Annotated in this window: 31 protein-coding genes; 6 read left to right on the top strand and 25 right to left on the bottom strand. The window is 46.5% G+C overall.

Going from position 1 to position 24,066, the window contains the following annotated elements; translation table 11 throughout:
- Positions 1–12: 12 nt before the first annotated feature.
- From ICV32_RS09400 to ICV32_RS09425, 6 genes are all read right to left on the bottom strand, one after another.
- On the bottom strand, positions 13–207 hold the full coding sequence (locus ICV32_RS09400; protein WP_251371854.1) for a DUF2970 domain-containing protein: 195 nt from the start codon (positions 205–207) through the stop codon (positions 13–15).
- A complete protein-coding gene (locus ICV32_RS09405) occupies positions 204–800 on the bottom strand; it encodes a cytochrome c oxidase assembly protein (protein WP_215370416.1) in 597 nt (198 codons plus the stop codon). The genes ICV32_RS09400 and ICV32_RS09405 overlap by 4 nt, the downstream gene beginning before the upstream one ends.
- A gap of 4 nt (positions 801–804) precedes the next feature.
- Positions 805–918, bottom strand: a complete 114-nt coding sequence (locus tag ICV32_RS09410) for a cytochrome oxidase small assembly protein (protein ID WP_251371855.1) — start codon at positions 916–918, stop codon at positions 805–807.
- A gap of 11 nt (positions 919–929) precedes the next feature.
- Positions 930–2,522, bottom strand: coding sequence for a cytochrome c oxidase subunit I (ctaD, locus tag ICV32_RS09415; protein ID WP_215370424.1), 1,593 nt, complete (start codon positions 2,520–2,522; stop codon positions 930–932).
- A 40-nt stretch (positions 2,523–2,562) separates the two neighbouring features.
- On the bottom strand, positions 2,563–3,636 hold the full coding sequence (coxB, locus tag ICV32_RS09420) for a cytochrome c oxidase subunit II (RefSeq protein ID WP_251371986.1): 1,074 nt from the start codon (positions 3,634–3,636) through the stop codon (positions 2,563–2,565).
- 267 nt (positions 3,637–3,903) lie between these two features.
- Positions 3,904–4,665, bottom strand: a complete 762-nt coding sequence (locus ICV32_RS09425) for a methyltransferase type 11 (protein ID WP_215370429.1) — start codon at positions 4,663–4,665, stop codon at positions 3,904–3,906.
- Positions 4,666–4,737: 72 nt separating this feature from the next.
- Here ICV32_RS09425 and ICV32_RS09430 point away from each other — a divergent pair, with 72 nt between their 5' ends.
- Positions 4,738–5,415, top strand: coding sequence for a ComF family protein (locus ICV32_RS09430; protein WP_215370432.1), 678 nt, complete (start codon positions 4,738–4,740; stop codon positions 5,413–5,415).
- A gap of 18 nt (positions 5,416–5,433) precedes the next feature.
- Positions 5,434–5,904 (top strand): tRNA (cytidine(34)-2'-O)-methyltransferase, encoded by a 471-nt coding sequence (locus tag ICV32_RS09435; protein ID WP_215370435.1) that lies wholly within the window; start codon positions 5,434–5,436, stop codon positions 5,902–5,904.
- Here ICV32_RS09435 and ICV32_RS09440 read toward each other — a convergent pair.
- Genes ICV32_RS09440 through ICV32_RS09455 form a run of 4 tightly spaced genes read right to left on the bottom strand, consistent with a single transcriptional unit; the run spans position 5,901 to position 8,135 of the window.
- Positions 5,901–6,911, bottom strand: a complete 1,011-nt coding sequence (locus ICV32_RS09440; protein ID WP_215370438.1) for an NAD(P)H-dependent glycerol-3-phosphate dehydrogenase — start codon at positions 6,909–6,911, stop codon at positions 5,901–5,903. The genes ICV32_RS09435 and ICV32_RS09440 overlap by 4 nt on opposite strands.
- Positions 6,911–7,426 (bottom strand): protein-export chaperone SecB, encoded by a 516-nt coding sequence (secB, locus tag ICV32_RS09445; RefSeq protein WP_215370441.1) that lies wholly within the window; start codon positions 7,424–7,426, stop codon positions 6,911–6,913. The genes ICV32_RS09440 and secB overlap by 1 nt, the downstream gene beginning before the upstream one ends.
- Positions 7,427–7,453: 27 nt before the next feature.
- On the bottom strand, positions 7,454–7,708 hold the full coding sequence (grxC, locus tag ICV32_RS09450; protein WP_215370443.1) for a glutaredoxin 3: 255 nt from the start codon (positions 7,706–7,708) through the stop codon (positions 7,454–7,456).
- A gap of 10 nt (positions 7,709–7,718) precedes the next feature.
- Complete coding sequence (locus tag ICV32_RS09455; protein WP_215370446.1) at positions 7,719–8,135, bottom strand: rhodanese-like domain-containing protein; 417 nt, start codon at positions 8,133–8,135, stop codon at positions 7,719–7,721.
- Positions 8,136–8,157: 22 nt separating this feature from the next.
- Here ICV32_RS09455 and gpmA point away from each other — a divergent pair, with 22 nt between their 5' ends.
- The 3 genes from gpmA to ICV32_RS09470 are packed head-to-tail and all read left to right on the top strand — an operon-like array spanning position 8,158 to position 11,061.
- Positions 8,158–8,853, top strand: coding sequence for a 2,3-diphosphoglycerate-dependent phosphoglycerate mutase (gene gpmA, locus ICV32_RS09460; RefSeq protein ID WP_215370449.1), 696 nt, complete (start codon positions 8,158–8,160; stop codon positions 8,851–8,853).
- 4 nt (positions 8,854–8,857) lie between these two features.
- Complete coding sequence (locus tag ICV32_RS09465) at positions 8,858–10,294, top strand: S41 family peptidase (protein ID WP_215370452.1); 1,437 nt, start codon at positions 8,858–8,860, stop codon at positions 10,292–10,294.
- A gap of 11 nt (positions 10,295–10,305) precedes the next feature.
- Positions 10,306–11,061 (top strand): HesA/MoeB/ThiF family protein, encoded by a 756-nt coding sequence (locus tag ICV32_RS09470; RefSeq protein ID WP_215370455.1) that lies wholly within the window; start codon positions 10,306–10,308, stop codon positions 11,059–11,061.
- Here ICV32_RS09470 and ptsP read toward each other — a convergent pair.
- The 8 genes from ptsP to ICV32_RS09510 form a co-directional block, all read right to left on the bottom strand.
- A complete protein-coding gene (gene ptsP, locus ICV32_RS09475; protein WP_215370458.1) occupies positions 11,058–12,812 on the bottom strand; it encodes a phosphoenolpyruvate--protein phosphotransferase in 1,755 nt (584 codons plus the stop codon). The genes ICV32_RS09470 and ptsP overlap by 4 nt on opposite strands.
- Positions 12,813–12,814: 2 nt before the next feature.
- Positions 12,815–13,084, bottom strand: coding sequence for an HPr family phosphocarrier protein (locus tag ICV32_RS09480; RefSeq protein ID WP_215370461.1), 270 nt, complete (start codon positions 13,082–13,084; stop codon positions 12,815–12,817).
- On the bottom strand, positions 13,071–13,535 hold the full coding sequence (locus ICV32_RS09485; RefSeq protein ID WP_215370464.1) for a PTS sugar transporter subunit IIA: 465 nt from the start codon (positions 13,533–13,535) through the stop codon (positions 13,071–13,073). Before ICV32_RS09485 ends, ICV32_RS09480 begins: the two co-directional genes overlap by 14 nt.
- 1 nt (position 13,536) lies before the next feature.
- Positions 13,537–14,475, bottom strand: a complete 939-nt coding sequence (gene gshB / locus ICV32_RS09490) for a glutathione synthase (RefSeq protein ID WP_215370467.1) — start codon at positions 14,473–14,475, stop codon at positions 13,537–13,539.
- A gap of 8 nt (positions 14,476–14,483) precedes the next feature.
- Positions 14,484–15,782, bottom strand: coding sequence for a glutamate--cysteine ligase (gene gshA, locus ICV32_RS09495; RefSeq protein WP_215370470.1), 1,299 nt, complete (start codon positions 15,780–15,782; stop codon positions 14,484–14,486).
- A gap of 126 nt (positions 15,783–15,908) precedes the next feature.
- Positions 15,909–17,396, bottom strand: a complete 1,488-nt coding sequence (locus ICV32_RS09500) for an ammonium transporter (protein ID WP_215370473.1) — start codon at positions 17,394–17,396, stop codon at positions 15,909–15,911.
- Positions 17,397–17,406: 10 nt separating this feature from the next.
- Positions 17,407–17,745, bottom strand: coding sequence for a P-II family nitrogen regulator (locus ICV32_RS09505; RefSeq protein ID WP_108509169.1), 339 nt, complete (start codon positions 17,743–17,745; stop codon positions 17,407–17,409).
- A 26-nt stretch (positions 17,746–17,771) separates the two neighbouring features.
- Entirely contained in the window at positions 17,772–18,623 is an 852-nt protein-coding gene (locus ICV32_RS09510) for a TorF family putative porin (RefSeq protein ID WP_215370475.1), read from the bottom strand.
- A gap of 244 nt (positions 18,624–18,867) precedes the next feature.
- Here ICV32_RS09510 and ICV32_RS09515 point away from each other — a divergent pair, with 244 nt between their 5' ends.
- Entirely contained in the window at positions 18,868–19,125 is a 258-nt protein-coding gene (locus ICV32_RS09515) for an accessory factor UbiK family protein (protein WP_215370478.1), read from the top strand.
- A 16-nt stretch (positions 19,126–19,141) separates the two neighbouring features.
- Here the strand turns inward: ICV32_RS09515 and ICV32_RS09520 are convergent, their stop codons facing one another.
- From ICV32_RS09520 to ICV32_RS09550, 7 genes are read right to left on the bottom strand one after another with little or no spacing between them, the layout of a single operon-like run.
- Entirely contained in the window at positions 19,142–20,506 is a 1,365-nt protein-coding gene (locus ICV32_RS09520) for an MFS transporter (RefSeq protein ID WP_215370482.1), read from the bottom strand.
- A gap of 6 nt (positions 20,507–20,512) precedes the next feature.
- Positions 20,513–21,097 (bottom strand): hypothetical protein, encoded by a 585-nt coding sequence (locus ICV32_RS09525; RefSeq protein WP_215370485.1) that lies wholly within the window; start codon positions 21,095–21,097, stop codon positions 20,513–20,515.
- Positions 21,078–22,049, bottom strand: coding sequence for a lipoyl synthase (gene lipA / locus ICV32_RS09530; protein ID WP_215370488.1), 972 nt, complete (start codon positions 22,047–22,049; stop codon positions 21,078–21,080). The genes ICV32_RS09525 and lipA overlap by 20 nt, the downstream gene beginning before the upstream one ends.
- Positions 22,049–22,708: a lipoyl(octanoyl) transferase LipB gene (lipB, locus tag ICV32_RS09535; protein ID WP_215370491.1), complete on the bottom strand. Its 660-nt coding sequence runs from the start codon at positions 22,706–22,708 to the stop codon at positions 22,049–22,051. Before lipB ends, lipA begins: the two co-directional genes overlap by 1 nt.
- Positions 22,709–22,716: 8 nt before the next feature.
- A complete protein-coding gene (locus tag ICV32_RS09540; protein WP_215370494.1) occupies positions 22,717–22,992 on the bottom strand; it encodes a DUF493 family protein in 276 nt (91 codons plus the stop codon).
- Positions 22,989–23,708 (bottom strand): alpha/beta hydrolase, encoded by a 720-nt coding sequence (locus tag ICV32_RS09545; RefSeq protein ID WP_215370496.1) that lies wholly within the window; start codon positions 23,706–23,708, stop codon positions 22,989–22,991. The genes ICV32_RS09540 and ICV32_RS09545 overlap by 4 nt, the downstream gene beginning before the upstream one ends.
- Before the next feature lie 20 nt (positions 23,709–23,728).
- Positions 23,729–24,034 (bottom strand): ferredoxin, encoded by a 306-nt coding sequence (locus ICV32_RS09550; protein WP_371817057.1) that lies wholly within the window; start codon positions 24,032–24,034, stop codon positions 23,729–23,731.
- Between the last annotated feature and the right edge of the window lie 32 nt (positions 24,035–24,066).

Genomic DNA, 24,066 nt, shown 5'->3' on the forward strand with positions numbered 1-24,066 from the left:
TCTAACTAAAAATTAATTGGCTACTACTAAATTCACAATCAATAAAAGGATCGCCATAAATAATACGGCGCCCAATACACCAGCAATGATGATGTGCACAAAGCTTAAGCTTGCAACATCATTTTTTAATCCTGCTTTATTACGAATTCCAAGAAATGCCCACAAAACTGCGCGCATTGAACCAACGAAGCTGGGTTGCTTGTTCATGATGACGCTTTCTTCTTAGACTCTTTGCTATCAGCAACAGGCTTTGGTATGCCAGTCTCAAAAAAGGTATATGACAAAGTAATTGTTTTAACGTCTTTAGGAAGATTGGGATCAACAATAAATACCACGGGCATTTGCCGAATTTGATGCGGAGTCAGCGCTTGCTCTTGAAAACAAAAACACTCGATCTTCGTGAAGAATTCAGTGGCGGTCTTAGGTGCATAACTCGGAATCGCTTGAGCAGCCACTGGGCGATCCAAGGTGTTGACTACTTCATAAACAATCTCATGCATCTCACCTGGATGAACTTCAAGAAAGTTCTTTACGGGCTTAAAGGCGAATGGTCCACGGCTATTGGAGTCAAATTCAATCGTGATTGTTCGACTGTAATCTACCTGGGTATTACCAGGCTTACTTGCACCATAAGCTCGCACACCATAATTATTTTTACTGGTTACAACATTAATACCAGTTACCTCGCACAGCGCTTTGTACAAAGGCACTAAGGCATAACCAAATCCGAACATTAGTACGGCAAGCAAAAGAAGCTTAAGAAGGATTTGCTTATTGAGAGTGCCTAGATTGTGTGCCATGCGACTAACCCAAGAACCAATACTTCAGCACAATACCCAAGAAAAAAGTCAAAACAATCGATAGCAAGACCGCCGCTAGGCGGCGGTTGCTCATCAATGGATTTGATCGCTCGGTCACGTAAGGCGCCATTAACTAACTTTGGGTGGCTGCTCAAAGGTATGGAACGGAGCAGGTGATGGAACTGTCCACTCTAAGGAATTAGCTGTCTCCCATGGGCTATCAGGAGCCTTCTTGCCATGACCACGGTATGCCGGCAACACCACATACAGTAAGAAATAAACCTGCATTAAACCAAAACCTAAGCCACCGATTGATGCAATTAAATTGAAGTCAGCAAATTGAGTTGGGTAATCTGCATACCGACGTGGCATACCGGCCAAGCCCAAAAAGTGCATCGGGAAAAAGGTGAGGTTAAAGAAGAACATCGATCCCCAAAAATGAATCTTGCCACGGAACTCATCGGCCATACGACCTGTCCATTTTGGACACCAGTAATAAAAGCCTGCAAACATTGCAAAGAGCGAGCCCGCCACTAATACATAGTGGAAGTGGGCAACCACGTAGTAAGTGTCTTGTAGGCCAATATCAATTGGGGCCATCGCTAAAACAAGTCCAGTAAAGCCGCCAATTGTGAATACAAAGATGAATCCGATCGCCCATAGCATCGGGGTTTCAAAGGTCATTGAACCTTTCCACATCGTTGCAACCCAGTTAAAAATCTTCACACCGGTTGGTACGGCAATCAACATCGTGGCGTACATAAAGAAGAGTTGTCCAGTCACTGGCATACCTGTGGTGAACATATGATGCGCCCAAACAATGAATGACAAGATTGCAATGGATGATGTGGCATAAACCATTGATTCGTAGCCAAACAAGCGTTTTCTAGCAAAAACAGGAACGACCTCGCTGATAATGCCAAATGCTGGCAAGATCATGATGTAAACCTCAGGGTGGCCAAAGAACCAGAAAATATGCTGGTACATCACAGGGTCGCCGCCGCCGGCCGCGGAGAAGAAGCTAGTACCAAAGTGGCGGTCGGTTAGAACCATGGTGATTGCGCCTGCTAGTACAGGCATCACTGCAATTAACAAATACGCAGTGATCAACCAAGTCCAGCAAAACATTGGCATTTTCATGAGCGTCATGCCCGGTGCGCGCATGTTCAAAATGGTCACAATGATGTTAATCGAACCCATAATCGAAGAAGCGCCTAAAAGGTGCAATGCGAAGATGGCCATATCCATTCCTGGCCCCATTTGCAAGGTCAATGGTGCATATAAGGTCCAGCCACCCGACGGCGCACCGCCTGGCACTAGGAATGAGCCAAACAACAGCAAGGCAGCAACCGGCAAAATCCAGAAACTAAAGTTGTTCATCCGTGCGAAAGCCATGTCCGATGCGCCAATTTGCAAAGGAATCATCCAGTTTGCAAAGCCGACGAAGGCCGGCATAATGGCTCCGAATACCATCACCAAACCATGCATAGTCGTTAGTTGATTAAAGAACTCGGGGCGCAAATATTGCAATCCGGGCTGAAAAAGCTCCAAACGTATACCAAGCGCCATAACGCCACCTGCCAAGAGGCTCACGAATGCAAAAATCAAATACATCGTGCCGATGTCTTTGTGATTGGTTGCGAATAACCAGCGGCGCCATCCGTGCGGATGATCGTGTGCGTGATCGTGTGCGTGATCGTGGGTTGTTGATATGGTGCTCATGATTTGCTCCGGTTTAATTCAATTCGTTATATAGGTTCAGTTATTTTCCAGCACGAACAGATGCAAACTCTTGAGTTTGTACTACTTCACCTGTCTTGTTACCCCATGCATTGCGGTAATAGGTCATCACGGCTGCCAAGTCGCCATCGGATAAAACACCGCCCCATTTGGGCATGGCACCCTTACCATTAATCAAAATTGTGAAATTACCTGCCTTTGGACCAAGTGCAACCTTGCTGCCATCCAATGCAGGGAAGGCACCTGCGCCCTTGCCGTTCGGTTGGTGGCATGCAGCGCAATTGGTAGCGTAAACCTTCGCACCACGATCCATTTGCTCTGCCAAGGTATAGACCTTGCTGGGATCATCCGCGGTTGCAGCCATTTCTTTTTTCTTTTGAGCAACCCATTTGGTGTAATCCTCATCTGAAACGACTCTGACCACGATGGGCATAAATGCGTGCTGCGCACCACAAAGCTCTGAACATTGTCCACGGAAGGTGCCAATTTTTTCAGCCCGGAACCAGGTGTCTCGTACAAACCCAGGGATTGCGTCTTGCTTTACGCCAAAGGCGGGCACGGTCCACGCATGGATAACATCATTTGCTGTGGTAATTAAACGAATTTTTTTATTCACAGGCACAACCATTTCTTGATCAACTTCCATCAAATAGGTTGGGCTCTTGGGGGCAAGATTATTGATTGCTTCGCGTGAAGTAGACATGGTGGAAAGAAAGCTAATGCCTTCGCCTTCACCCTTAATATAGTCATAGCCCCACTTCCACTGATACCCAGTGGTTTTAATAGTGATGTCGGCATTGGTTGTGTCCTTCATTGCCACGACGGTTTTGGTAGCAGGAAGAGCCATGCCAATCACGATTAACAGCGGGATCACGGTCCAAATAATTTCAACTGAAGTGCTCTCATGAAATGATGCGGGCTGCGCGCCCTTTGATTTGCGATGTTTGTAAATGGAGTAGAACATCACCGAGAAAACGCCGATAAAAATCAACAAGCAAATGATCATCATGAACCAATGCAACCAATGAATTTCTTCCATGATCTTGGTAGCCGGTGCAGGAAAGTTCAATTGATTAACTTTGGGGCCACCAGGCATATCTTGCGCTGCAACAGTAACGCTCCAAATTCCAAAACCTAGGACAAACCAAATTTTTGTCAGCAATTTACGAATATTCATTTTTTTCTCAAATTTAAGAGGAGCGTACCCAGTAAACCACGGCCACTTTTCCACCCACTAATCAATAATTAGACACTGAATTATAGGATGATTTGCTTGACAGAAGTCATTTTGTGATTTCCTTTGGTGCAAACCCTATATGTAGATAATTAAATGTAAGTACTTACTTATAAAATAGCTCCGCAACTATTTACGTTTAATTGCATCTGCGCGAATATATGCCGTTTTACTATCTCCGCTACTGCGATTTTTAGCTAAAACCCAGGCATGCCCATAAACGATTTCCAGTGTCAGTTTTAGGGGGCTGGGTGCGTGCAGCCGATCAAGTTGTGCATCCGGAGAAATGAGCCCAAGGGCCAAACCATCCTTGTAAAGGGCCCGTTCGGTCTCGTACTCCAAATAAAGGTATTCCATATCCATGACCGGGTCCGAATAGCGGTTTTGAACTAAGGCATCCCCAATATCGTGCATATCGAGGGCGCCCGGTAGGGCTTGTAAATGCCCCCCTTCTGAATTGGCATTCCGAAGTTCCTTACCCGTATCGGGGCCTAAATAGGCAAATGAAATAAGACCGCCTTCAGTCAGGTGTTGATGACAATTTGCTAACCAGGCTCCAGGATTGCTGCGACTTTGCAACGATAAATTACTAAGGATTAAGTCATAGGATGCGTCGGCTGGAATCCCCTGATCCAATAATCGGCCAGAGTTCGGCAAGATTCGACTAAGTGCCTGTTGAAGTTTGATTCGGAATGGCGTGGCTCCCTGAATTTGAGAATCGGCAATGCTGTCAATCTGCGCACCAGGAAAACGCCTAATAAATGCCCTGCGATTTAAGTCTGAAAAATCGGGTTCAAGCAGGATTCGTTTTGGAGATAACTTGATGGGCTCTAACTTATTGAGTATCCGCTCTTGAATTTCTGCACGAAGCCATGAAAGAGAAGTGGTCATCGAATCAGTATACTCAGCGCCCCAATGCGCTGGTTTAGTACCGTAACCCAATATCTAATACCCACACTGTGCATGGTGTGCGAAAACCCACAAGCGAAAATTGTTTGTCACGCATGTCGCAAGCGAATTGCTATAAATCGCTCGCGAATTGGTCCATCATGCGCGGTTTGTGCTTTACCAATTAAACCGCATCAATCAATTTGCACCCAATGTGAAGAGGAGAGGCCAGCATTTGATCGCGTGGTTTATCTCGACCTTTATCAAGAACCATTGCGCCACCCACTTCATCTTCTGAAGTACCAAAAAAGATTAGCATGCGCTTCTGGGTTTGCTCTGTTATGGAATACATTTCATCAAAATGCTCTCAAATCCTGCGATGCAGATGTTTTGATTCCGGTGCCCCTTAGCCAAGCAAAATTAGCGGCACGGGGGTTTAATCAAGCCTGGGAAATCGCCAAACAACTCGATCTCCCAAACTCTGTCAAACGAGCTCCAAACCTAGTGGTCTGCCAAAGGGCGAATGCCGCACAGACGAGTCTTAGCCGCGCTAATCGAACGGCGTCCATGCAAGAACGTTTTATCTTAAAGGCGGACGCAGTAACTGTCATCAAGAACCGGCATATTTTGATTGTTGATGATGTGTTGACCACCGGCTCGACCATTCACTATCTGGCTAAAACCCTTAAACAATCTGGAGCAAAACGGGTAACGGCATGGACTATGTTTCGGACGCCACCTTGGAGGGCTTAGGTGCAATATGATGCTGCTATGTTTAATGTTGTTTTATTTGAACCCGAAATTCCGCCCAATACAGGAAATATCATCCGTTTATGCGCCAATACCGGTGCGCAATTGCATTTGATCAAACCACTTGGTTTTCCTCTTGAACACGCCAAATTAAAGCGGGCGGGTTTGGACTACCACGAGTTTGCCAGTCTCAAGCTCTATGAAAACTGGTCAGATTTTTTGGCAATCACTAAGGCTGATCTTGAGCGCGTATTTGCTCTCACAACCAAAGGTCAGCGCTCTCTACTTCATGCGGAATTTCATCCAAACGATTACTTTGTATTCGGATCGGAGACCAAAGGAATCAGTGATCAGGTACGCGCTAGCATTCCACGTGAAAATCACCTACGACTTGCAATGCTGGCCAATAGTCGCAGCTTAAATCTCTCAAACTCAGTGGCGATCGTTGTTTATGAAGCGTGGCGCCAGCACCAATTCCAGGGTGGTACTTAATTTTCCGATTTAGGCTCGCGACCCATTAGGGCTCGAACGGCCGCCTCAGGACTTAACTGACCATTCAACACCTGACTAACCGTTGTACAAATTGGCATTTCAGTATGATGTTTTTTAGCCAAATCACTCACGGCTTGAGCGCACAAGACGCCCTCAGCCACATGACCAAGCGCAGCCAACACTCGATCTAAAGGCTCACCAGCGGCAAGCGATAGCCCCACCCGGCGGTTACGCGATAAATCACCAGTTGCGGTCAGAATGAGATCACCCAATCCAGTAAGGCCCATGCAGGTTTCACTTTTTCCACCAACGGCTTTCACTAAGCGCATCATTTCTGCCAAGCCTCGCGTCAATAATGCGGCGCGAGCATTCATGCCTAATCCCAGACCATCACTAATTCCAGCGGCGATCGCTAACACATTTTTCACTGCGCCACCAAGCTCAACGCCAATTAGATCGTCACTTGCATAGACTCGAATATTTCCATGATGAAACGCAGTTTGTACTTGCTGACCAAATTCAGAGGTGGTGCTAGCTACTGTCAAAGCACAAGGCAGGCCTTCACCAACTTCACGCGCAAAGCTAGGGCCCGATAACACACCGACTGCATGCGCATGAGTGGCATACCGTTCTTGTTCGCGCTGAACAACTTGATGCGGCAGTAGTGAAGTTTTGGGCTCCAGACCTTTGCAAAGCCACAAAATATTAAAAGGGTGTTGAGCCAATTTAAATACATCAGCTACCGTACTTGCTAAACCAGCCATTGGCGTGGCAATGACTAACAAGTCATCAGATCCTAAGCGGCCAACGGCCCTCTCAAAATCCGATTCGATTGCTAATGAATTGGGTAGAGTAACGGCCGGTAAATACTGCTTATTTTCATGATCCCGACGCATGACTTCAGCTGCATTTGGATTGCGCGCCCATAAGCAAACTGGATGGTGACTAGCAGCGGATATAGCAATGGCTGTACCCCATGCTCCTGCTCCTAGAACCGAGATATTCATTAGTTAGGCAAAATAATCTTACTCTCTGCGTCACCATTGCCAGCTTGGGCGCCTTGAGCCGCTTGAGCCTGAGCCAAGCGGTGCTCATACATGCCATGAAAGTTAATGTCAGCGAGATGAATGGGCTGAAAACCAGCACGACTAATGATGTCAGCAACGTTCGAACGCAAATAGGGAAAGATGATTGTTGGGCAAGTGATGCCAAGCATTGGATCAATTTGCTCAGGTGGAATATTTTTAAACTCGAAAATACCAGCTTGTTTCGCTTCGACCAAAAACATGACCTTACCCTCAACACGCGCAGTAACAGTGCTCAAAAGAGCAACCTCAAATAACTCATCACTTAAACGATCCACCGCAATATCCAACTCCACCTGAATTTGTGGTTCGCTATGAACCAACAAAATACCGGGGGCATTGGGTTGCTCGAGCGATAAGTCTTTTAAATACACTCGTTGAATAACAAACGAAGGATCGTTTGAACCCGTTGCTGAATTCGTTGCAGCATCACTCATAAAAACCCTCTTTCGTATTAGAAACGTTTAGGCTAAAAGCGGATCAAGACCGCCTGCACGATCCAATGCTGCCAGATCATCGTAACCGCCAATATGACGATCGCCAATATAAATTTGTGGAACAGTTCGCCGACCCGTGCGTGACATCATCTCTTCTCGCCTTGCCGGATCGACATCAATCAAAATCTTTTGCAAATTCTGAACACCCTTTTTTTGCAAAAGTTTTTCTGCCATGACACAGTACGGACAAACACGAGTGCTATACATCAAAACGTCTGGCATGGCTTCCCCATTACGATTTAACAAGTGGCAATCCAGAAGTTTGCCAAGCGCCAATACCGCCATCTAAAACACCCACTTCGGTATAGCCAAGATTGCGAAGTTCTTTGGCTGCTTTCTGAGAATGAGCCGGACCCCGACCGATCACCACAACGGGATACTTTTGATCAATTTTCATTGTTTTCAGACTAGAGCCCAAACTCTCCAGGGCGATATTTTTGGCATTTGGTAAATGACCTAATTTAAAATCCTCCTCGGCTCGCAAATCGATCACACTGGCTTTGCGACGGTTAATCCAAATGGTGGCATCGGTGGGAGTTAAGCCCTTGCCACTAATTAGGGTTGATAATGTTGGCATGAATAAAGCGGTGCCCGAAATGATGATTAAGGCGGCCAATACGAGGTTGTCAGTTTGAGCTAAGAAGTCCATTGTCAGATTATAGAATGCATCTATGAAACAACTCATCCTAGTCCGTCACGGACAATCCGCCTGGAATCTTGAAAATCGGTTTACTGGATGGGCCGATATTGATCTCACCCCAACCGGTGTCGAGCAATCCCAGCAAGCTGGTCAACTATTAAAGGCCGCTGGCTATGACTTTGATATTGCTTACACCTCGGTTTTGAAACGTGCCATCCGGACCCTCTGGAATATCCAAGACGCAATGGATTTGATGTGGGTGCCCGTGGTCCACAGCTGGCGATTAAATGAACGTCACTATGGTGCATTAACTGGACTTAATAAGGCAGAAACTGCAGCAAAATTTGGGGACGAACAGGTGCACATCTGGCGACGTTCTTATGCCATCGCCCCGCCGCCGCTAAGCCCTGAGCAGCGCTCTGAGCTGGCCAAGGATCCCCGCTACACCAAGCTAAAGCACGAGGATATTCCCCTCGGTGAGTGCCTTAAAGACACGGTGAGTCGGGTTCTACCTCTTTGGAATGAGTCGATCGCCCCAGCTCTAAAACTTGGAAAGCGGGTTATCTTAGTTGCCCATGGCAACAGCATCCGCGCCCTGATGAAGCATATTGATCAGGTATCCGATGAGGCAATCATGCAAGTCAACGTACCCAACGGCAATCCCCTCGTTTATGAACTGGATGACGAGCTTCGCCCAATACAACATTTCTATTTACAGGCAAAATAGCTAAATGCGTCAGTTATTTAGAAATATCGTCCTCATTAGTATTGGTTTAATTGCCGGAATTGCGGCAACCATCCAGTTCTCTGCAACCGCGCAGCAGGGTACAAGCACTCTGCCGCTCGATGAATTGCGCACGCTCTCAAATGTTTTTGGGCAAATTAAGCGTGAGTATGTGGAGCCCATTGATGACAAGCAGCTGCTCACCGATGCCGTCAAGGGAATGGTCAGTAGCCTTGATCCGCATTCCGCCTATCTCGACAAAAAAGACTTTGCCGAAATGCAAGAACAAACCGCTGGTAAATTCGCTGGCCTAGGTATTGAGATCACCTCTGAGGATGGTTTAGTAAAAGTTCTTAATCCCATCGAGGGTTCACCGGCCGCTAAAGCCGGTCTTCAAGCTGGCGATCTGATTACCCGTCTTGACGATAAACCGGTGCGCGGCATGTCACTCGATAAAGCCGTTCGTACCATGCGCGGTACACCAGGCACCAAAATTACTTTAACAATTTTCAGAAAAAGTGAAGAGCGTACTTTTCCGGTCACCATCACTCGCGCTGAAATTAAAGTGCAATCGATTCGAGCAAAAGTTGTCGATAACAATATTGCATGGGTCCGGATCACTAGCTTTCAAGAACGTACCATTCCCGATCTTGCAAAAAAATTAGCAGAGCTTGCCGCTAAAGATCCGAACTTAAAAGGCCTGGTATTGGATTTACGCAATAACGGTGGTGGCCTACTCCAAGGTGCGGTTGGAGTAGCGGCAGCTTTCTTGCCTCCAGGTGCTGTGATTGTGTCGACCAAAGGTCAGGCTCCTGACTCACGGCAGGTATTTAATGCGGTTCCTGCGATGTATAAACTGAACGAATCAAATGATCCCCTTGATGAGGTTCCGCCTCTCTTTAAGAAAATCCCAATGGTAGTGCTCGTCAATGCATATTCGGCATCCGCTTCTGAGATCGTTGCAGGTGCTTTACAAGATTACAAGCGGGCCACCATTCTTGGAAAAACTACATTTGGTAAGGGTTCGGTTCAAACCGTTCGGCCACTCAGTAGCGACTCTGCACTCAAAATCACCACTGCTTATTACTACACGCCCAATGGTCGCTCAATTCAAGCATTTGGAATTAAACCCGATATTCCAGTTGATCAGAATAAAGATGGCGACCCCGAAGATGTATTGATTACCCGAGAAATTGACAGTGAGAAGCACCTACGCAACAAACAATCGTCTGAAGAGGCTTTAATCAAAGATCGTGAGAAGCGTCGCCTCCAAGAGTTGCAACTCATTGAAGAGCGTAACGCGAAGAAGACTCCTGAAGAGCGTGAGAAAGAAAAAAATCGTCGTCCACCTGAGTTTGGCAGTAATGATGACTTCATGTTGCAACAAGCGATTGCCTTCCTAAACGGTCAAACGGTCAAACGCTCGGCTTCTAAACTCGAGTAATTCATTTGCTCATGAATGACGAGCAGCTTCTTCGCTATTCGCGCCACCTACTGCTCGATGAAATTGATATTGCTGGCCAAGAACGCCTGCTAAATTCTCATGTTCTCGTTATAGGTGCTGGTGGTTTAGGCTGTGCGTGCGCGCCCTATCTAGCCGCAGCTGGGATTGGAAAAATTACTCTGATTGACCATGATCATGTTGATCTCACCAATCTTCAGCGACAGATCATGCATCAAATGGATAGTATTGGCATGAGTAAAGTAGCATCAGGTAAGCGTTTTCTGAAAAACTTAAATCCCACCTGTCAGGTTCAAGCGCTTGAAAAGAAGATTGATGAACCTTTACTTGAAGAGGTCATCCAAAATGTTGATGTAGTCGTTGACTGCACCGATAACTTTCTGACCCGACATTTAATTAATCGGGTGTGTGTAAACCATAAAAAAGTATTGGTCTCTGGAGCTGCATTACGCTTTGATGGTCAAGTGAGCGTATTTGATCTTCGTAATTCGAGCTCACCGTGCTATGCCTGCGTCTTTCCACCAGACCCAAATTATGTTGAAACCAACTGTGCCAGCATGGGAGTATTTGCACCTTTGGTGGGCATTATTGGAACTATTGCGGCGGCGCAAACTCTGCAAGTGATTATTGGTTTTGGAAAACCATTACTCGGACGTTTGTTGATCTGGAATGCCCGAACGACCCAGGTAGATGAAATTAATCTCGCACGCCATCATGCCTGTACCGTATGCGGATCAGGCAAACCTTAGTGAATTGAGTTCAGGCGATTAAATAGAACGCCTTGCTCAACTGGCTCGTAAGCCGCTAATAGCTCATGAATATGCATCTTTAACTTGCGAGTATCGGCTTGCATAATCTCACGCTTAACCAGTAAAAGCTGACTAAAGTGCATTGAGAAATCGGTCAGACCCATCGCCAGCAATAGCTTTGTCAAAGCAGGGTCGCCAGCCATCTCACCGCATACTGCAATGGGTACATTAGCTCGATTTGCTTCACGGATAATCCCCGCAATTAAGTTCAGCACCGCTGGATTTAATGGGTCATACAAGTGAGCTACAGCGTGATCGGCGCGATCAATTGCCAAGGTGTACTGGATCAGATCGTTCGTACCAATTGAAAGGTAATCAAAGTGTTTTACAAAAAGCGGCATCATTAAGGCAGCTGCAGGTATTTCAATCATTGCCCCCACCTGAATATCTGGGTTAAATGCCTGACCTCGCTCCTGCAATTGCTGCTTTGCCTTATCAATGAGTCGCAAACTTTCATGAATCTCTTGAGCATGAGCTAACATCGGCAATAACAGTCGAACCTGACCATGAGCCGATGCACGCAAGATTGCGCGTAATTGGGTTAAAAAAATCTCTGGCTCAGATAAAGACCAACGGATGGCCCGCAATCCAAGTGGGGAGGTTCCAGTGGTTCCGGTCTCTGTTCCCACTACCGCTTTATCAGAACCAATGTCAATCGTACGAATATTCACTGGTAAGCCAAACATTGCCTCAACGGCACGCGTGTATTCCTGATATTGCTTCTCTTCATCTGGAAGACCGTGTTCTTGGTTCATAAACAAGAACTCTGACCGAAATAGGCCAATACCGACTGCTCCTAAATCTAGGGCATGCTTTGCATCCTCTGGTAATTCAATATTGGCAAATAACTCGATCTCAACACCATCTTTAGTGCGGGTTGGGCTGTACTTGAGCTCTTGCAACTTTTCTGACTCGATGCGTTGCTCAGCCTGAAGACTCCGATATTGACTTAAGAGCATTTCGTCTGGAGCAACCACCACAATCCCGCGGTCGCCATCAATCACAATCCAATCGCCGTGCTCAATCATGTCGCTCGCGTGCCGAATACCAACAACTGCAGGTATTTCTAGGCTGCGAGCCACAATGGCGGTATGTGAAGTCTTGCCACCCAAATCAGTCACAAATCCACCTAATGCGTTCTCTTTAAAACGCAACATGTCATGAGGTGCAATATCATGCGCCACCACGATCGCGTCATCATCAAAGTGTCCAGTAATTAGGCCCTCACCACCAATGACAGTCTGACGGTTATTTGACTGTAAGGCCTTCAAAACACGCTCAGCGACCTGCCGAATATCATTACCCCGTTCCTTTAAATACGGATCATCCATTTCAGCAAATTGCTCAAGCAAATCATTGAGCTCCGTCGTCAACGCCCAAGCAGCGTTTAGCCGTTTTTCCCGAATTAGGGCTAAAGGCTTTTCGGCTAAGGTGGGATCCGATAGGATTAGTTGATGAACATCTAAAAATGCTGCCATCTCCTGTGGAGCATCTTTAGGCAAAGCCGCTTTCAGAGTATTGAGCTCTTGGCGGACGCAATCAAATGCTTCGAGTAATTTTTTAGCTTCCGCCTCTTCAGTTCCGGGCTCAATGAGGTAATGACTAACTTCAAGAGCAGCTCTGGAAATTAATACAGCTTTGCCAATCGCAATGCCTTTGGAGACTGCAATCCCATGAAGAGCAAAGGTCATGCCTATTCGCCCTCACCAAATCGATCTTGAATCAATTCACAAATTTTCTGTAAGGCATCGTCTTCTTTTTCGCCAACGGTCTCAATGGTGACGATGCTTCCGATACCAGCAGCTAACATCATCACACCCATAATACTTTTGGCATTGATGCGTCGGCCGTTCTTACTCATATAAACCTCGCACGGATACTCACTAGCGAGTTGCGATAATTTTGCTGAGGCACGTGCATGCAGACCAAGCTTATTAATAATTTCAATATCAACTTTTGGCATCACTCGTTCCTGCATTCTGATTCAAGATAAGCTCAGTCTCTGTCATCGAAGAGGGCGCCCCTAACCGAATAATGCCGTTTTGACCCCCTTGCATTGCTTTTAGGGCAACCGATTCAACCCCGGTACCCCGATAAGAAATTGCCCGCATCAGCATTGGCAAATTCACACCGGCTAGAACAATCACCTTGCACTGGAAAAGGCCTGACCTTGCAAGCCGAGTAGCAACGTTTGCCGGCGTGGCACCCATGACGTCCGTTAATACCAATATTCCATATTCACTTTGGACCTGGGTTGCCGCTTCATAAACACGATCAAAGCTGACTTTCGTATCCTCATACGGAGGAATATCAACTGCAGCCATACGAACCGGCGCCTTGCCATAGGTATGCTCAACAAAGCCAAGCATGGATCCTGCAATCGGTGTGTGGGCAACAATTAGGATTCCTGGCACTTTAAATTAGCTCCTTTTCAAGCAATGTAAGCCATTTTTGAGCAATATCCAAATTGGTTTGTTGAGTAATTTCCACAAAGCAGGTTGGGCTAGTCACATTAATCTCGGTTAAGTAGCCGCCGATCATGTCAAGTCCAACTAAGAACAAACCGCGCTTAGCCAAAATGGGGGCTAAATGATTTGCAATTTCCTCTTCGCGCGCTGTCAGGGCCATCGCCAGACCTTTTCCACCAACGGCTAAGTTCCCACGAATCTCCGAGCCCTGCGGAATACGGGCTAAGGCATAGGGCATGACTTCACCACCAATTAATAAAACGCGCTTATCCCCGGCAGTAATTTCGGGTAAGTAACGTTGTGCCATTAATGTGCGTGCGCCATTCTCACCCAGCGTTTCAACAATACTTGCTAAATTGAGGCCATCGGGCCCGACCCGAAATACGCCCATGCCTCCCATACCATCGAGCGGCTTAATCACGATATCGTGATGCAGCTGATGAAAATCACGAATTGCATGAATATCACGCGTCACCAAGCTTGGAGGAATAAATTGTGGGAACTCCGTAATCGAGAGTTTCTCAGAATGATTGCGAACCGCATCTGGCGAATTAAATACCCGCGCCCCTTGCAAGACCGCAGCCGATAAGATCCAGGTACTCGTCAAATACTCCACCGTGAAAGGTGGATCTTGGCGCATCAATACCGCTGAAAAATATTCCAGCGGATGCTCCTCAAAGGAACCTAACGCATACCAATGCTCACCATCTAAAAGTTCAATCGCTTGGCAACGCGCTCTGGCTTTGCCTTCACCCCACAGCAAATCATGGCTTTGGGTATACCAAATCGCATGACCTGCAGCCGATGCAGCGCGCATCATGGCCAAGGTGCTATCTTTCTCGACCTTGAATGAATCGAGGGGATCGGCAATAAACAGAAATTTCATGGCCAGACTTAAGCGGCCTCGGCATCCGGATCGGTGCGCTCAAGCTCAAGCGATGCGGCGAGCAGGGCCAAGCGCGCAACAACGCCATACATATAAAAACGGTTTGGCGCTGCACTACCTGGTTTTGCTTTCATATCGGGCATGGCGTTTTGTTCAAACGCAAGGGGTACAAAATGCATTCCGGGTGCATTTAGATTCTCATCCGGCCCGCGATCGGTATGAACCCGATAAAACCCACCAACTACGTAACGATCAATCATATAAACCACGGGTTCGGCCACTGCCTCATTAACCTTTTCAAAGGTGTAGACACCTTCTTGAACAATCACGTCGTTTACCTCAAGACCTTCCTTAACAACACTCATCTTGTTACGGTCACGGCGATTTAAGTTTTTTAGATCATTGGGGTCATGCGCAACCATCACACCCATTCCATAGGTTCCAGCATCGGGCTTCACGACCACATAAGGTTTGTCTTTAATTCCATACTCGCGGTATTTTTTAGCGGTCTTTTTGAGCACTTGATCAACTGCGGCAAGTAATTGCTCTTCACCCTTTTGCTCATGAAAATCCATACCCGTGCAGCGGGCATAATAGGGATTGATCATCCAGGGATCAATATTGATTAGTTTGGCAAATTTCTTTGCTAACTCTTCATAGGCTTGAAAGTGATTGGATTTGCGACGACTTGGCCAACCCGCATGCAATCCTGGTAATAAATATTGCTCATGGACGTTCTCGAGTATTGGTGGAATACCAGCGGATAAATCATTGTTTAGCAAAATTGAGCAAGGGTCAAAATCTTTGAGGCCCAAACGAGTCTTACGTAAGCCTAATCGTGTAAGGGGTTCTAAAACTAACTTTCCGCCCTCAGGTAGTTCAATGGCGGTCGGCTTTTTAATCTCCTCCGATAAGGTACCCAAGCGGACATTTAATCCAGCTTGCCGCAGAATTGATGATAGGCAGGCAATATTCTGTAAATAAAAGGTATTGCGTGTATGCCGCTCTGGGATCAATAATAAATTTTTAGCCTCTGGGCAAATTTTCTCGATCGCCGCCATCGCAGCCTGAACGGCCAAGGGCAACATTTCTGGTGACAGGTTATTAAACCCACCTGGGAATAGATTGGTATCAACCGGAGAGAGCTTAAAGCCAGAGTTACGCAGATCCACTGAGCAATAAAACGGTGGAGTGTGCTCCTGCCATTCCAAGCGAAACCAGCGCTCAATCGTTGGAGTTGCTTCGAGAACTTTCGACTCGAGCTCTAAGAGGGGGCCACTTAAGGCGGTAATAAGATGCGGGACCATATCCGCATTGTAAGTTTTTTGAAAGAAAGACGCGGAATCTTGCGATTCCGCGCTTAAAAACTAGGCAACCAACCAGTGTCGCCTAGTGAGGGGTAAAAATCACTAAACCACTATTGCATACTTAAATTAGGTCTCGTAAGCTGACTCTCCATGAGAGTTGATATCCAGACCCTCGCGCTCTTCCTCTTCCTTGACGCGCAATCCGAATACCATATCCGCGATCTTGAAAGCGATGAACGCAACAACACCAGACCAAATCAGAGTCACCACCACGCCTTGAGCTTGGACGAACACTTGACTACCAATTGAGTATTCGGTGGCAACTGCATTGGCAACATAGTCGTAAATACCAGCTCCACCTAAGGCAGGATCAGCAAATACACCCGTCAGAATTGCACCAACAATGCCGCCTACGCCATGAACGCCAAATACGTCAAGGCTATCATCGGCGCCGAGCATACGCTTAAGGCCTGATACACCCCATAAGCACAGAACTCCAGCAATAAAGCCAATGATGATGGCACCCATTGGACCAACAAAACCTGCTGCGGGGGTAATTGCGACTAAGCCTGCAACACAACCAGAAGCTGCACCTAACATCGATGGCTTACCTTTGGTCATCCACTCTGAAAGAGTCCAACCAAGAACTGCTGCGGCAGTTGCTAATAGTGTGGTGGCAAACGCCAATGCTGCAGTCCCGTTTGCTTCTAAAGCTGAGCCAGCATTAAAACCAAACCAACCAAACCACAATAGCGATGCTCCAACCATGGTGTAAACCAGATTGTGTGGCTTCATCGCTTCTTTGCCATAGCCAATACGCTTACCGATTACATATGCGCCAACCAAACCAGCAATTGCAGCGTTGATATGGACAACGGTACCGCCAGCAAAATCAAGAATGCCTTTTTGCCACAACCAACCAGCACTATTTGTCACAGCCTCAAGTGATGCCGCATCCTTAATTCCATCTGGGCCAGCCCAGAACCAAACCATATGGGCGATCGGCAGATAGCTAAACGTGAACCATAGGATCATGAACAACAAAATTGCAGAGAACTTCGCGCGTTCAGCAAATGCACCGATGATCAGGCAGCAAGTGATGCATGCAAAAGTGGCTTGGAATGCCATAAATGATAGTTCTGGTATGACAATACCTTTACTAAATGTCGCGGCATTACTCTCTGGCGTGAGTCCGGACAAGAACAAACGATCCAAACCACCAAAGAACGCGCTACCCTCTGTAAATGCGAAGCTGTATCCGTAAATGGCCCATAACACTGCCACTAAGGAGAACACCACCATACATTGCATTAAAACGGAGAGTACGTTTTTACTGCGGGTTAAGCCACCATAAAACAATGCGAGGCCAGGAAGTGTCATCAACATCACTAAGGCTGTTGATACCATCATCCAGGTCGTATCTGCTTTATTTGGCGTTGGAGCAGGATCGGCTGATGGAGCAGCAGCTGGGGCTCCAGGAGCTGCGGCAGGCGCAGTCACTGCGGGTTTTTTATCATCGGCAGCGTACGCTGGAGAAACTAGCGCACCTGTCGTAGTGGTCACAGCAAGTGCCATAGCACCAGCAGCAACGAGACGTTTCATCCAATTCAACATGGTTAACCCCTTATAGTGCTGAGGTACCGGTTTCACCGGTACGAATACGAACGACATGTTCGATGGAAGAGACAAAAATCTTGCCATCACCAATCTTGCCTGTGCGTGCTGATTTCTCAATCGCCTCAATGGCGCGATCGAGAATGCCATCTTCTACCGCAGCTTCAATGCGAACCTTAGGTAAAAAATCAACGACATATTCAGCACCACGATACAACTCGGTGTGACCCTTTTGTCGACCAAAACCTTTCACCTCTGAGACGGTGATGCCTGAAACCCCAACTTCTGAGAGAGCCTCACGCACCTCGTCAAGCTTGAAAGGCTTGATGATTGCGGTAATCATTTTCATGCATATCTCCTAGATAGTGAGAGGGATTAGAAAGTTTTGGTAAGGGCAACAACGGCGCCACCGCGGCCGGCAGTAGTGGTTGGAGTACCTTGTGGCAGGGCGCTCCATGTATTCCACCAAGAAGAGTTTGCATTGGTACTAACATACGAAGCCGATAAACTCAAGCCACCCCCGAAATCCTTAGTAACACCAAGCTTCCAGTCGGTATAACTAATATTATTAGGTGTTGGCGAGGACCAGCCAGAAGGTCGACTTGGTTGGCCGGCAACATATTGATAACCTATATGTCCGTTAAGTGTTAATCCCCAAATACCCGTATCAAAATTAGAGGTTAAATCTAAATAATAAGAACCTGAACTATTGGGAATACCAAAAATGTTTGTAAGTCCGTAATTTATCTTTCCAAAACCACTTAACGAGCCGAAAGTATAGTTCTGGGCTAAATAAATCTCTGTGGTATTGGGATTCAACATCGATCCGGCAGGATAGTTACCCTTTTGAGCATAAAAATACTGCAACACCCCAATATCAGACGCAAAACCTGGCGCAATTAACTCCTTTTTAAATCCGCCATAAAAATCCATTTCGACAGGGGCTGTAACTGCATTTCCTGTGGTGTTGGAAACCCAATTGATTGTTGAGTTCCAGTTGCCAATATAGAAACCGCTTTCATGGGCATAATCAAATCCACCCTGAATAGCAGGCTGGTAATTTGTTTGCGTGATACCGCGATACCGATAATCGTTTGTAATTGTCACGTTTGCAGTAATGGGGCTCTTTTCTGGCTCAGGAGCGGGTGCTGGTGCCGATTGCGCCATTGCACCGCTTGCCAATCCAGAGATCGCTAGAGCAAGTGTGGTTTTCTTAAAAGTGTTCATGAATACTCCCTTCTGGTTGAATGAAAAAATGCACTACAGACCTACTAATGCAATTAGCATGCCAACCTTAAAATATCGTTTATAATCAATTACTTATGGTCTTTAAGATGGATTTTTTTCTTTTATTTAGGTTTCAACTTGGTGAAACTCTGTTGAATAACGGGCTTTTGCACCAAAAGAATGCACTGTGATTTGCACTTATTTTGTGCATGCAAGGTCTTTGGCTTCGCCCTACAATTTATCTATGCAAAAACCTAGTCAACTATTCGAGCAAATGCAGACCATTGCGGTCGATATGCAAAACAAGATCGGCGAGGTCATTCGCAACTCACCCGCTAAGGACATTGAAAAAAATGTCAGGGCCATGATGAGCCAAGGCTTTCAACGCATGGATTTGGTTACCCGCGAAGAGTTTGATATTCAGTCGAAGGTCTTGGCTAAGACCCGTGAAAAATTAGAAGCGCTTGAAGCAAAAGTAGCGGCTCTCGAAAACAAATCCTAATGCTCTTGGTTGTTCTCTAGGTTGTCACTGGAGTATTTTCTTCTTCATCGTCATCACGAAAGAATGCGGCAGGATAGTATTTGGGTGCAATCAAGAACCAAATAAAGCCAGCAATTTGCACGACTAGAAATACGGCTAACGCCAAATCATAAGCGCTGGTTTTATTCCATCCCATGGCAATTCCGAAATCCAATAGATGGCCAATGCCCCATTGCACAATAAAGGCGCCTATAAAGAGTGTGAGGTTGTATGTAGTACTGACTCTTCCTGAATAGTGTTTCGGAAAATACAAAACAATAATGCTTTGTGCCAACACAAAGGAAGCGCAGGTAATAGCAAATAAATACCACCAGATCCATACCAAGGGTGTTTGCCAAAAATACGCACAGGCTTGCATGACCATTGAAGCACCGACCATCCAGGTCATATAACGCATGGTATCAATCCCGCGCTTTGCTAACTTTGGTAGGATCCATGCGTTAAAAAGATAAGCAACTAGAAGTACGGTATTAAATCCGAATACGATTTGTGCAGCGGTACTGGGTTGATAGTCCATCACCTCAATGAGCCAAGGACCAAACCATAAGGTTTGAATCGCAATAAATCCGCCATAACAAAATGTGCCCAATGGCAGGATGCGCCAGAAAAATGGATTGGTCAAAATCGGCTGATAACTTTGCCACGACAAATTAGCGTGTGAGCCTGATACTTCATTATTAATATGTTGATGTTGCTGATGTTGCCGATTTTGCCGATATTGCTTTCTCACTGGTAAACCAAAATACAAAATCAGGATTGCCAAAAACGATAAGCCGGCGAGCACTAAAAAGACCCCGCGCCAACCGATATAGGGTGTAACTAGATGTACTGGCCAGGTGCTGGCTAATGCACCACTGGTTCCAAATACCAACATGGCTGAGGCAAGTTGCCCTTGTTGGGAAGGGGCGTACCACGCTCTAAAGCCCGAGAATGCCGCCATCAGACATGCAGATACCCCCATTCCAATTAAGACCCGAGCTATTACAAGCGTATTGAAGTTCTCGGCCAAGGCAAAAATAATGGCACCAATTACTGCAAGGGTCATCACCCACGCTTCCGTAATTCGTGGGCCAAAGCGATCAAGCGCTAAACCCAGTGGGATTTGAGTCATTCCAAAACCGACAAAATAAGCCGATGACAAAAGACCTAAGTCTGCATTACTGATTTGGAGGTCACGCATAAGATCAGGAGCGATCACCACATTAATCGTGCGAAATGCATAGGACATGAAGTAGGCCATCGCAAAGCATAAGAAAATACGCAATGCAAACCCGCCCTCGACCGGTAGCTTTAAACGATCATTGGGCCTGCCATACCAATGGGAGTAATGCATTCGACTCATTAGCACTTAGTTCGGTCGAAACTCATCAAAAAAAATGCTGATGTTTTCTTGGTTAAGGAGCGGCTCGAGTTGACTCGACTGACCCGTCCGAATCACACTAATCTGATAGAGGTTCACTGAATCATTTGCTGCCGGCCTAATCAGCCACCGTACGCGCATCACCTTCTTATTTTGCGCAAGATCTAAATAAAAATCCTGAGCCACTTGTTTAGTTTGATCTGCTGACCCAATTCGACTAGTGGCATCTTTAACCAGATTAAATTGCGTGGTGGGAACTTGCTGCAATAGGGTATTTTGCAACATCTTCTCAACCATTGTGACCTGGGTCGCAATCGTTGCCGGTATTTGTGTGGTCATCACCGCAAACACATCTTCATTCACTTTAGCAAACTCCAACGTTTGCTTTAGGGAAGTCTGCTGGTAATTGATACTGCGCTCAATCAATTGGGGCTTACTTGGAAACATCGCCGAATAGCCCTGCGCATCATTTTTAATTGTGCGCCAATCGAACTGGGGGCTACACGCTACGATCAGAATACCAAGGGTAACTAGCCCAAATCTGCGCAACACTCTATACAACGCCAGCCTCATGGGCTTGTTGATCGGCGTGATAACTGGAACGGACCATCGCACCAACTGCTGCATGGCTAAATCCCATCGCATAGGCTTTTTGCTCAAACTCTTTAAAGGTATCCGGATGTACGTACCGCAATACGGGTAAATGATGATTTGATGGGGCAAGGTACTGACCAATGGTGAGCATATCAATATGATGCGCACGCATATCCTGCATTACCTCAAAAATCTCTTCATCGGTCTCGCCCAAACCAACCATCAATCCACTCTTGGTTGGTATCTGCGGAAAGCGCGCCTTAAAGTACATCAATAACTTCAATGAGTGCGCATAGTCTGACCCTGGTCGGGCTTGTTTATACAAACGCGGTACGGTCTCAAGGTTATGGTTCATGACATCGGGCAAACCTTGTGGATCGCTAGCAAAAATATCGAGAGCCTTCTCAAGGCGACCCCGAAAATCAGGCACCAAAACCTCAATACGCGTTGAAGGTGAGAGTTCTTTGGTGCGACGAATGCAATCGACAAAATGCTGTGCGCCTCCGTCTCGCAGGTCATCGCGATCCACACTCGTAATTACGACATAAGATAATTTGAGTGCAGCAATTGTTTTGGCCAGATTAATTGGTTCTTGTAAATCCAGAGGATCGGGTCTGCCATGACCCACATCACAAAACGGACAGCGGCGGGTACATTTATCGCCCATGATCATAAATGTGGCCGTACCTTTGCCAAAGCATTCACCAATATTTGGGCAGCTCGCCTCTTCGCATACTGTGACTAACTGGTTCTCACGCAAAATCTGTTTGATCTCTGTAAATCGTGAACTGCTCGATGCGGCTTTCACCCGAATCCAATCTGGCTTTTTTAGAGTCTCGGCTAGAGGCACGATCTTGATCGGAATCCGCGCGGTCTTATCTGCTGACTTTTGTTTTTGCAGGGGATCGTATTCTTTTTTTAAATCGCTCATCAAACAGGCTCCAGTTGCAATTGCTGTTGTAGGTGATTCAATAAAGTTCCTGCAACGGTATCGATATTCTCGCAAATTCCCAACGATTTGAGATCAACGGTTCGTAAGCCCTCATAGCCACAGGGGTGGATAGCATCAAAGGGCGATAAGTCCATATCAATATTCAGTGCCAAACCATGGTAACTACATTGTTTAGTAATTTTAAGCCCTAGGGCTGCAATCTTCGCACCCCAAAGAGACTCTTCTACCTCAGACTGGTTACTCAGATAAATGCCAGGGGCTCCTGGTTTGCGTTCAGCAATCACCTTGTAAGCTCTGAGCGTCCGGATCACCGCTTCCTCGATACTTCGAACGAACTCTTTCACAAAAAGCTTCTTACGCCTAAGATCCAGTAATAAATAAATCACGATTTGCCCTGGCCCGTGATAAGTAATCTCACCACCACGGTCAACCTCAATGAGCGGAATCGAATCAATCGGAGTATGTAAATTCCTTGGCTCTCCAGCCAAACCCAAGGTAAAGACTGGAGGGTGCTGCAACACCCAAATCTCATCTGCCGTTGTTGCAGAACGATCCTGCGTAAACCGTTTCATGGCATCAAAGGCTTTCTGGTAATCCACCATGCCCAAGAAGCGAATTTGCACTGGGCTAGCCTGCATATCAGTCACTAGAGTACGACGCTCACCAAGGGATGTGTGGATAAGGTTCGATAGATTTCATCGAGCTGCTCCCGGCTCGTTACATGCACCGTGATTGTTAGACCGAGGTAATTACCATCACGCGATGGCCGCTCTTCAATACTTGTCTCCTGAAAATCAGGGTCAAATTGCTTAGCAACATGAATCACCGCAGGCAAGAACTCAGGGGTGGCTTTACCCATTACTTTGATTGGAAAGTCACAGGGATACTGTATCAAGGACTCCGCTGGAGCGTTGGTGTTCATGATGATGTTCTCGGAAAGCCCAACCAGTTAGACAAAATGATATTGCGAATGCAGTGCAACTTGCGATGAAAAAAATGATCCGCTCCTGGCACAACATGAACCGTTAATTCTTGAGGCCTGGTCCAATCAAATACAGCACTCAATGGAATGGTCTCATCATTTTCTCCATGAATCACAATCGTATCGGCTGGAACACGTTCGGCTAACTCCCATTTACCCGCTGCGCTACCAACCATCACAAAACGTTCTACCGGTCGACCAAGCTCAGCCAATTTTTGTACCAAATGCGTACCCACATAACTTCCAAATGAGAAACCGGCCAACACCAAGGGTAATTGATTGACCTGAGTAATCCATGGCTGCTCATTGGCATTAGACAAGCTTTGCAACCAAGCGCCTGGGGTGCGCATCCAATCGCTAATGACAATTAGATCATTGAGCTCACCGCGCCCCTCATCATGAATGCCTTCTGATAAACCAACGCCACGAAAATTTGGGCGCACGCACACATAATCGAGCTGATTAAAGGTTCTTGCTAAGGTCTGCACCACCTTGTTATCCATCGTTCCCCCAAGAAGCGGGTGGGGATGCGCAATCAAGGCCAGCCCTCGCAGCACAGTATGGGGATTTTGCTTAAGGCTTTCTGGTAAATCAATGGAGAGCTGAATCAGACCTGCTGGGCCTTGGATCGTAATGGTTTGGGTCCGACTATTCATGCGATGCGCCAATCGCTCAACTAAATCATTAAACGTTCGACAGGCTTACCTTGCATCAAATGAGAGTCGATGATTTCTGCCACATCCTCAGTATCGATCATGGAATACCATATGCCCTGCGGATAAACCACCATGACCGGACCATTCGCACAATGGTCTAAGCAGCCGGCTTTATTCACGCGCACCTTACCTGCACCGTTAAGCCCTAACTCCTTAACCCGTTTTTTAGTGTAATCAAATAACGCTTGGGCATTGTGTCGAGCACAGCAATCATCGCCATTACTTCGCTCATTTAAACAAAAAAATAGGTGATATTGATAACTCATTCTCAAATTATATCGATGGATAGCGCTTCTAG

The sequence above is a fragment of the Polynucleobacter sp. MWH-UH24A genome, assembly GCF_018687475.1.
Classification (GTDB): Bacteria; Pseudomonadota; Gammaproteobacteria; order Burkholderiales; family Burkholderiaceae; genus Polynucleobacter.

Bases quoted from the DNA above. Each gene is read 5' to 3' on its own strand.
- ICV32_RS09400 (WP_251371854.1), bottom strand. From the start codon at position 207: ATGAACAAGCAACCCAGCTTCGTTGGTTCAATGCGCGCAGTTTTGTGG.
- ICV32_RS09405 (WP_215370416.1), bottom strand. From the start codon at position 800: ATGGCACACAATCTAGGCACTCTCAATAAGCAAATCCTTCTTAAGCTT.
- ctaD (WP_215370424.1), bottom strand. From the start codon at position 2,522: ATGAGCACCATATCAACAACCCACGATCACGCACACGATCACGCACAC.
- coxB (WP_251371986.1), bottom strand. From the start codon at position 3,636: ATGCCTGGTGGCCCCAAAGTTAATCAATTGAACTTTCCTGCACCGGCT.
- ICV32_RS09425 (WP_215370429.1), bottom strand. From the start codon at position 4,665: ATGACCACTTCTCTTTCATGGCTTCGTGCAGAAATTCAAGAGCGGATA.
- ICV32_RS09430 (WP_215370432.1), top strand. From the start codon at position 4,738: ATGGTGTGCGAAAACCCACAAGCGAAAATTGTTTGTCACGCATGTCGC.
- ICV32_RS09435 (WP_215370435.1), top strand. From the start codon at position 5,434: ATGTTTAATGTTGTTTTATTTGAACCCGAAATTCCGCCCAATACAGGA.
- ICV32_RS09440 (WP_215370438.1), bottom strand. From the start codon at position 6,911: ATGAATATCTCGGTTCTAGGAGCAGGAGCATGGGGTACAGCCATTGCT.
- secB (WP_215370441.1), bottom strand. From the start codon at position 7,426: ATGAGTGATGCTGCAACGAATTCAGCAACGGGTTCAAACGATCCTTCG.
- grxC (WP_215370443.1), bottom strand. From the start codon at position 7,708: ATGCCAGACGTTTTGATGTATAGCACTCGTGTTTGTCCGTACTGTGTC.
- ICV32_RS09455 (WP_215370446.1), bottom strand. From the start codon at position 8,135: ATGGACTTCTTAGCTCAAACTGACAACCTCGTATTGGCCGCCTTAATC.
- gpmA (WP_215370449.1), top strand. From the start codon at position 8,158: ATGAAACAACTCATCCTAGTCCGTCACGGACAATCCGCCTGGAATCTT.
- ICV32_RS09465 (WP_215370452.1), top strand. From the start codon at position 8,858: ATGCGTCAGTTATTTAGAAATATCGTCCTCATTAGTATTGGTTTAATT.
- ICV32_RS09470 (WP_215370455.1), top strand. From the start codon at position 10,306: ATGAATGACGAGCAGCTTCTTCGCTATTCGCGCCACCTACTGCTCGAT.
- ptsP (WP_215370458.1), bottom strand. From the start codon at position 12,812: ATGACCTTTGCTCTTCATGGGATTGCAGTCTCCAAAGGCATTGCGATT.
- ICV32_RS09480 (WP_215370461.1), bottom strand. From the start codon at position 13,084: ATGCCAAAAGTTGATATTGAAATTATTAATAAGCTTGGTCTGCATGCA.
- gshB (WP_215370467.1), bottom strand. From the start codon at position 14,475: ATGAAATTTCTGTTTATTGCCGATCCCCTCGATTCATTCAAGGTCGAG.
- gshA (WP_215370470.1), bottom strand. From the start codon at position 15,782: ATGGTCCCGCATCTTATTACCGCCTTAAGTGGCCCCCTCTTAGAGCTC.
- ICV32_RS09500 (WP_215370473.1), bottom strand. From the start codon at position 17,396: ATGTTGAATTGGATGAAACGTCTCGTTGCTGCTGGTGCTATGGCACTT.
- ICV32_RS09505 (WP_108509169.1), bottom strand. From the start codon at position 17,745: ATGAAAATGATTACCGCAATCATCAAGCCTTTCAAGCTTGACGAGGTG.
- ICV32_RS09510 (WP_215370475.1), bottom strand. From the start codon at position 18,623: ATGAACACTTTTAAGAAAACCACACTTGCTCTAGCGATCTCTGGATTG.
- ICV32_RS09515 (WP_215370478.1), top strand. From the start codon at position 18,868: ATGCAAAAACCTAGTCAACTATTCGAGCAAATGCAGACCATTGCGGTC.
- ICV32_RS09520 (WP_215370482.1), bottom strand. From the start codon at position 20,506: ATGAGTCGAATGCATTACTCCCATTGGTATGGCAGGCCCAATGATCGT.
- ICV32_RS09525 (WP_215370485.1), bottom strand. From the start codon at position 21,097: ATGAGGCTGGCGTTGTATAGAGTGTTGCGCAGATTTGGGCTAGTTACC.
- lipA (WP_215370488.1), bottom strand. From the start codon at position 22,049: ATGAGCGATTTAAAAAAAGAATACGATCCCCTGCAAAAACAAAAGTCA.
- lipB (WP_215370491.1), bottom strand. From the start codon at position 22,708: ATGCAGGCTAGCCCAGTGCAAATTCGCTTCTTGGGCATGGTGGATTAC.
- ICV32_RS09540 (WP_215370494.1), bottom strand. From the start codon at position 22,992: ATGAACACCAACGCTCCAGCGGAGTCCTTGATACAGTATCCCTGTGAC.
- ICV32_RS09545 (WP_215370496.1), bottom strand. From the start codon at position 23,708: ATGAATAGTCGGACCCAAACCATTACGATCCAAGGCCCAGCAGGTCTG.
- ICV32_RS09550 (WP_371817057.1), bottom strand. From the start codon at position 24,034: ATGAGTTATCAATATCACCTATTTTTTTGTTTAAATGAGCGAAGTAAT.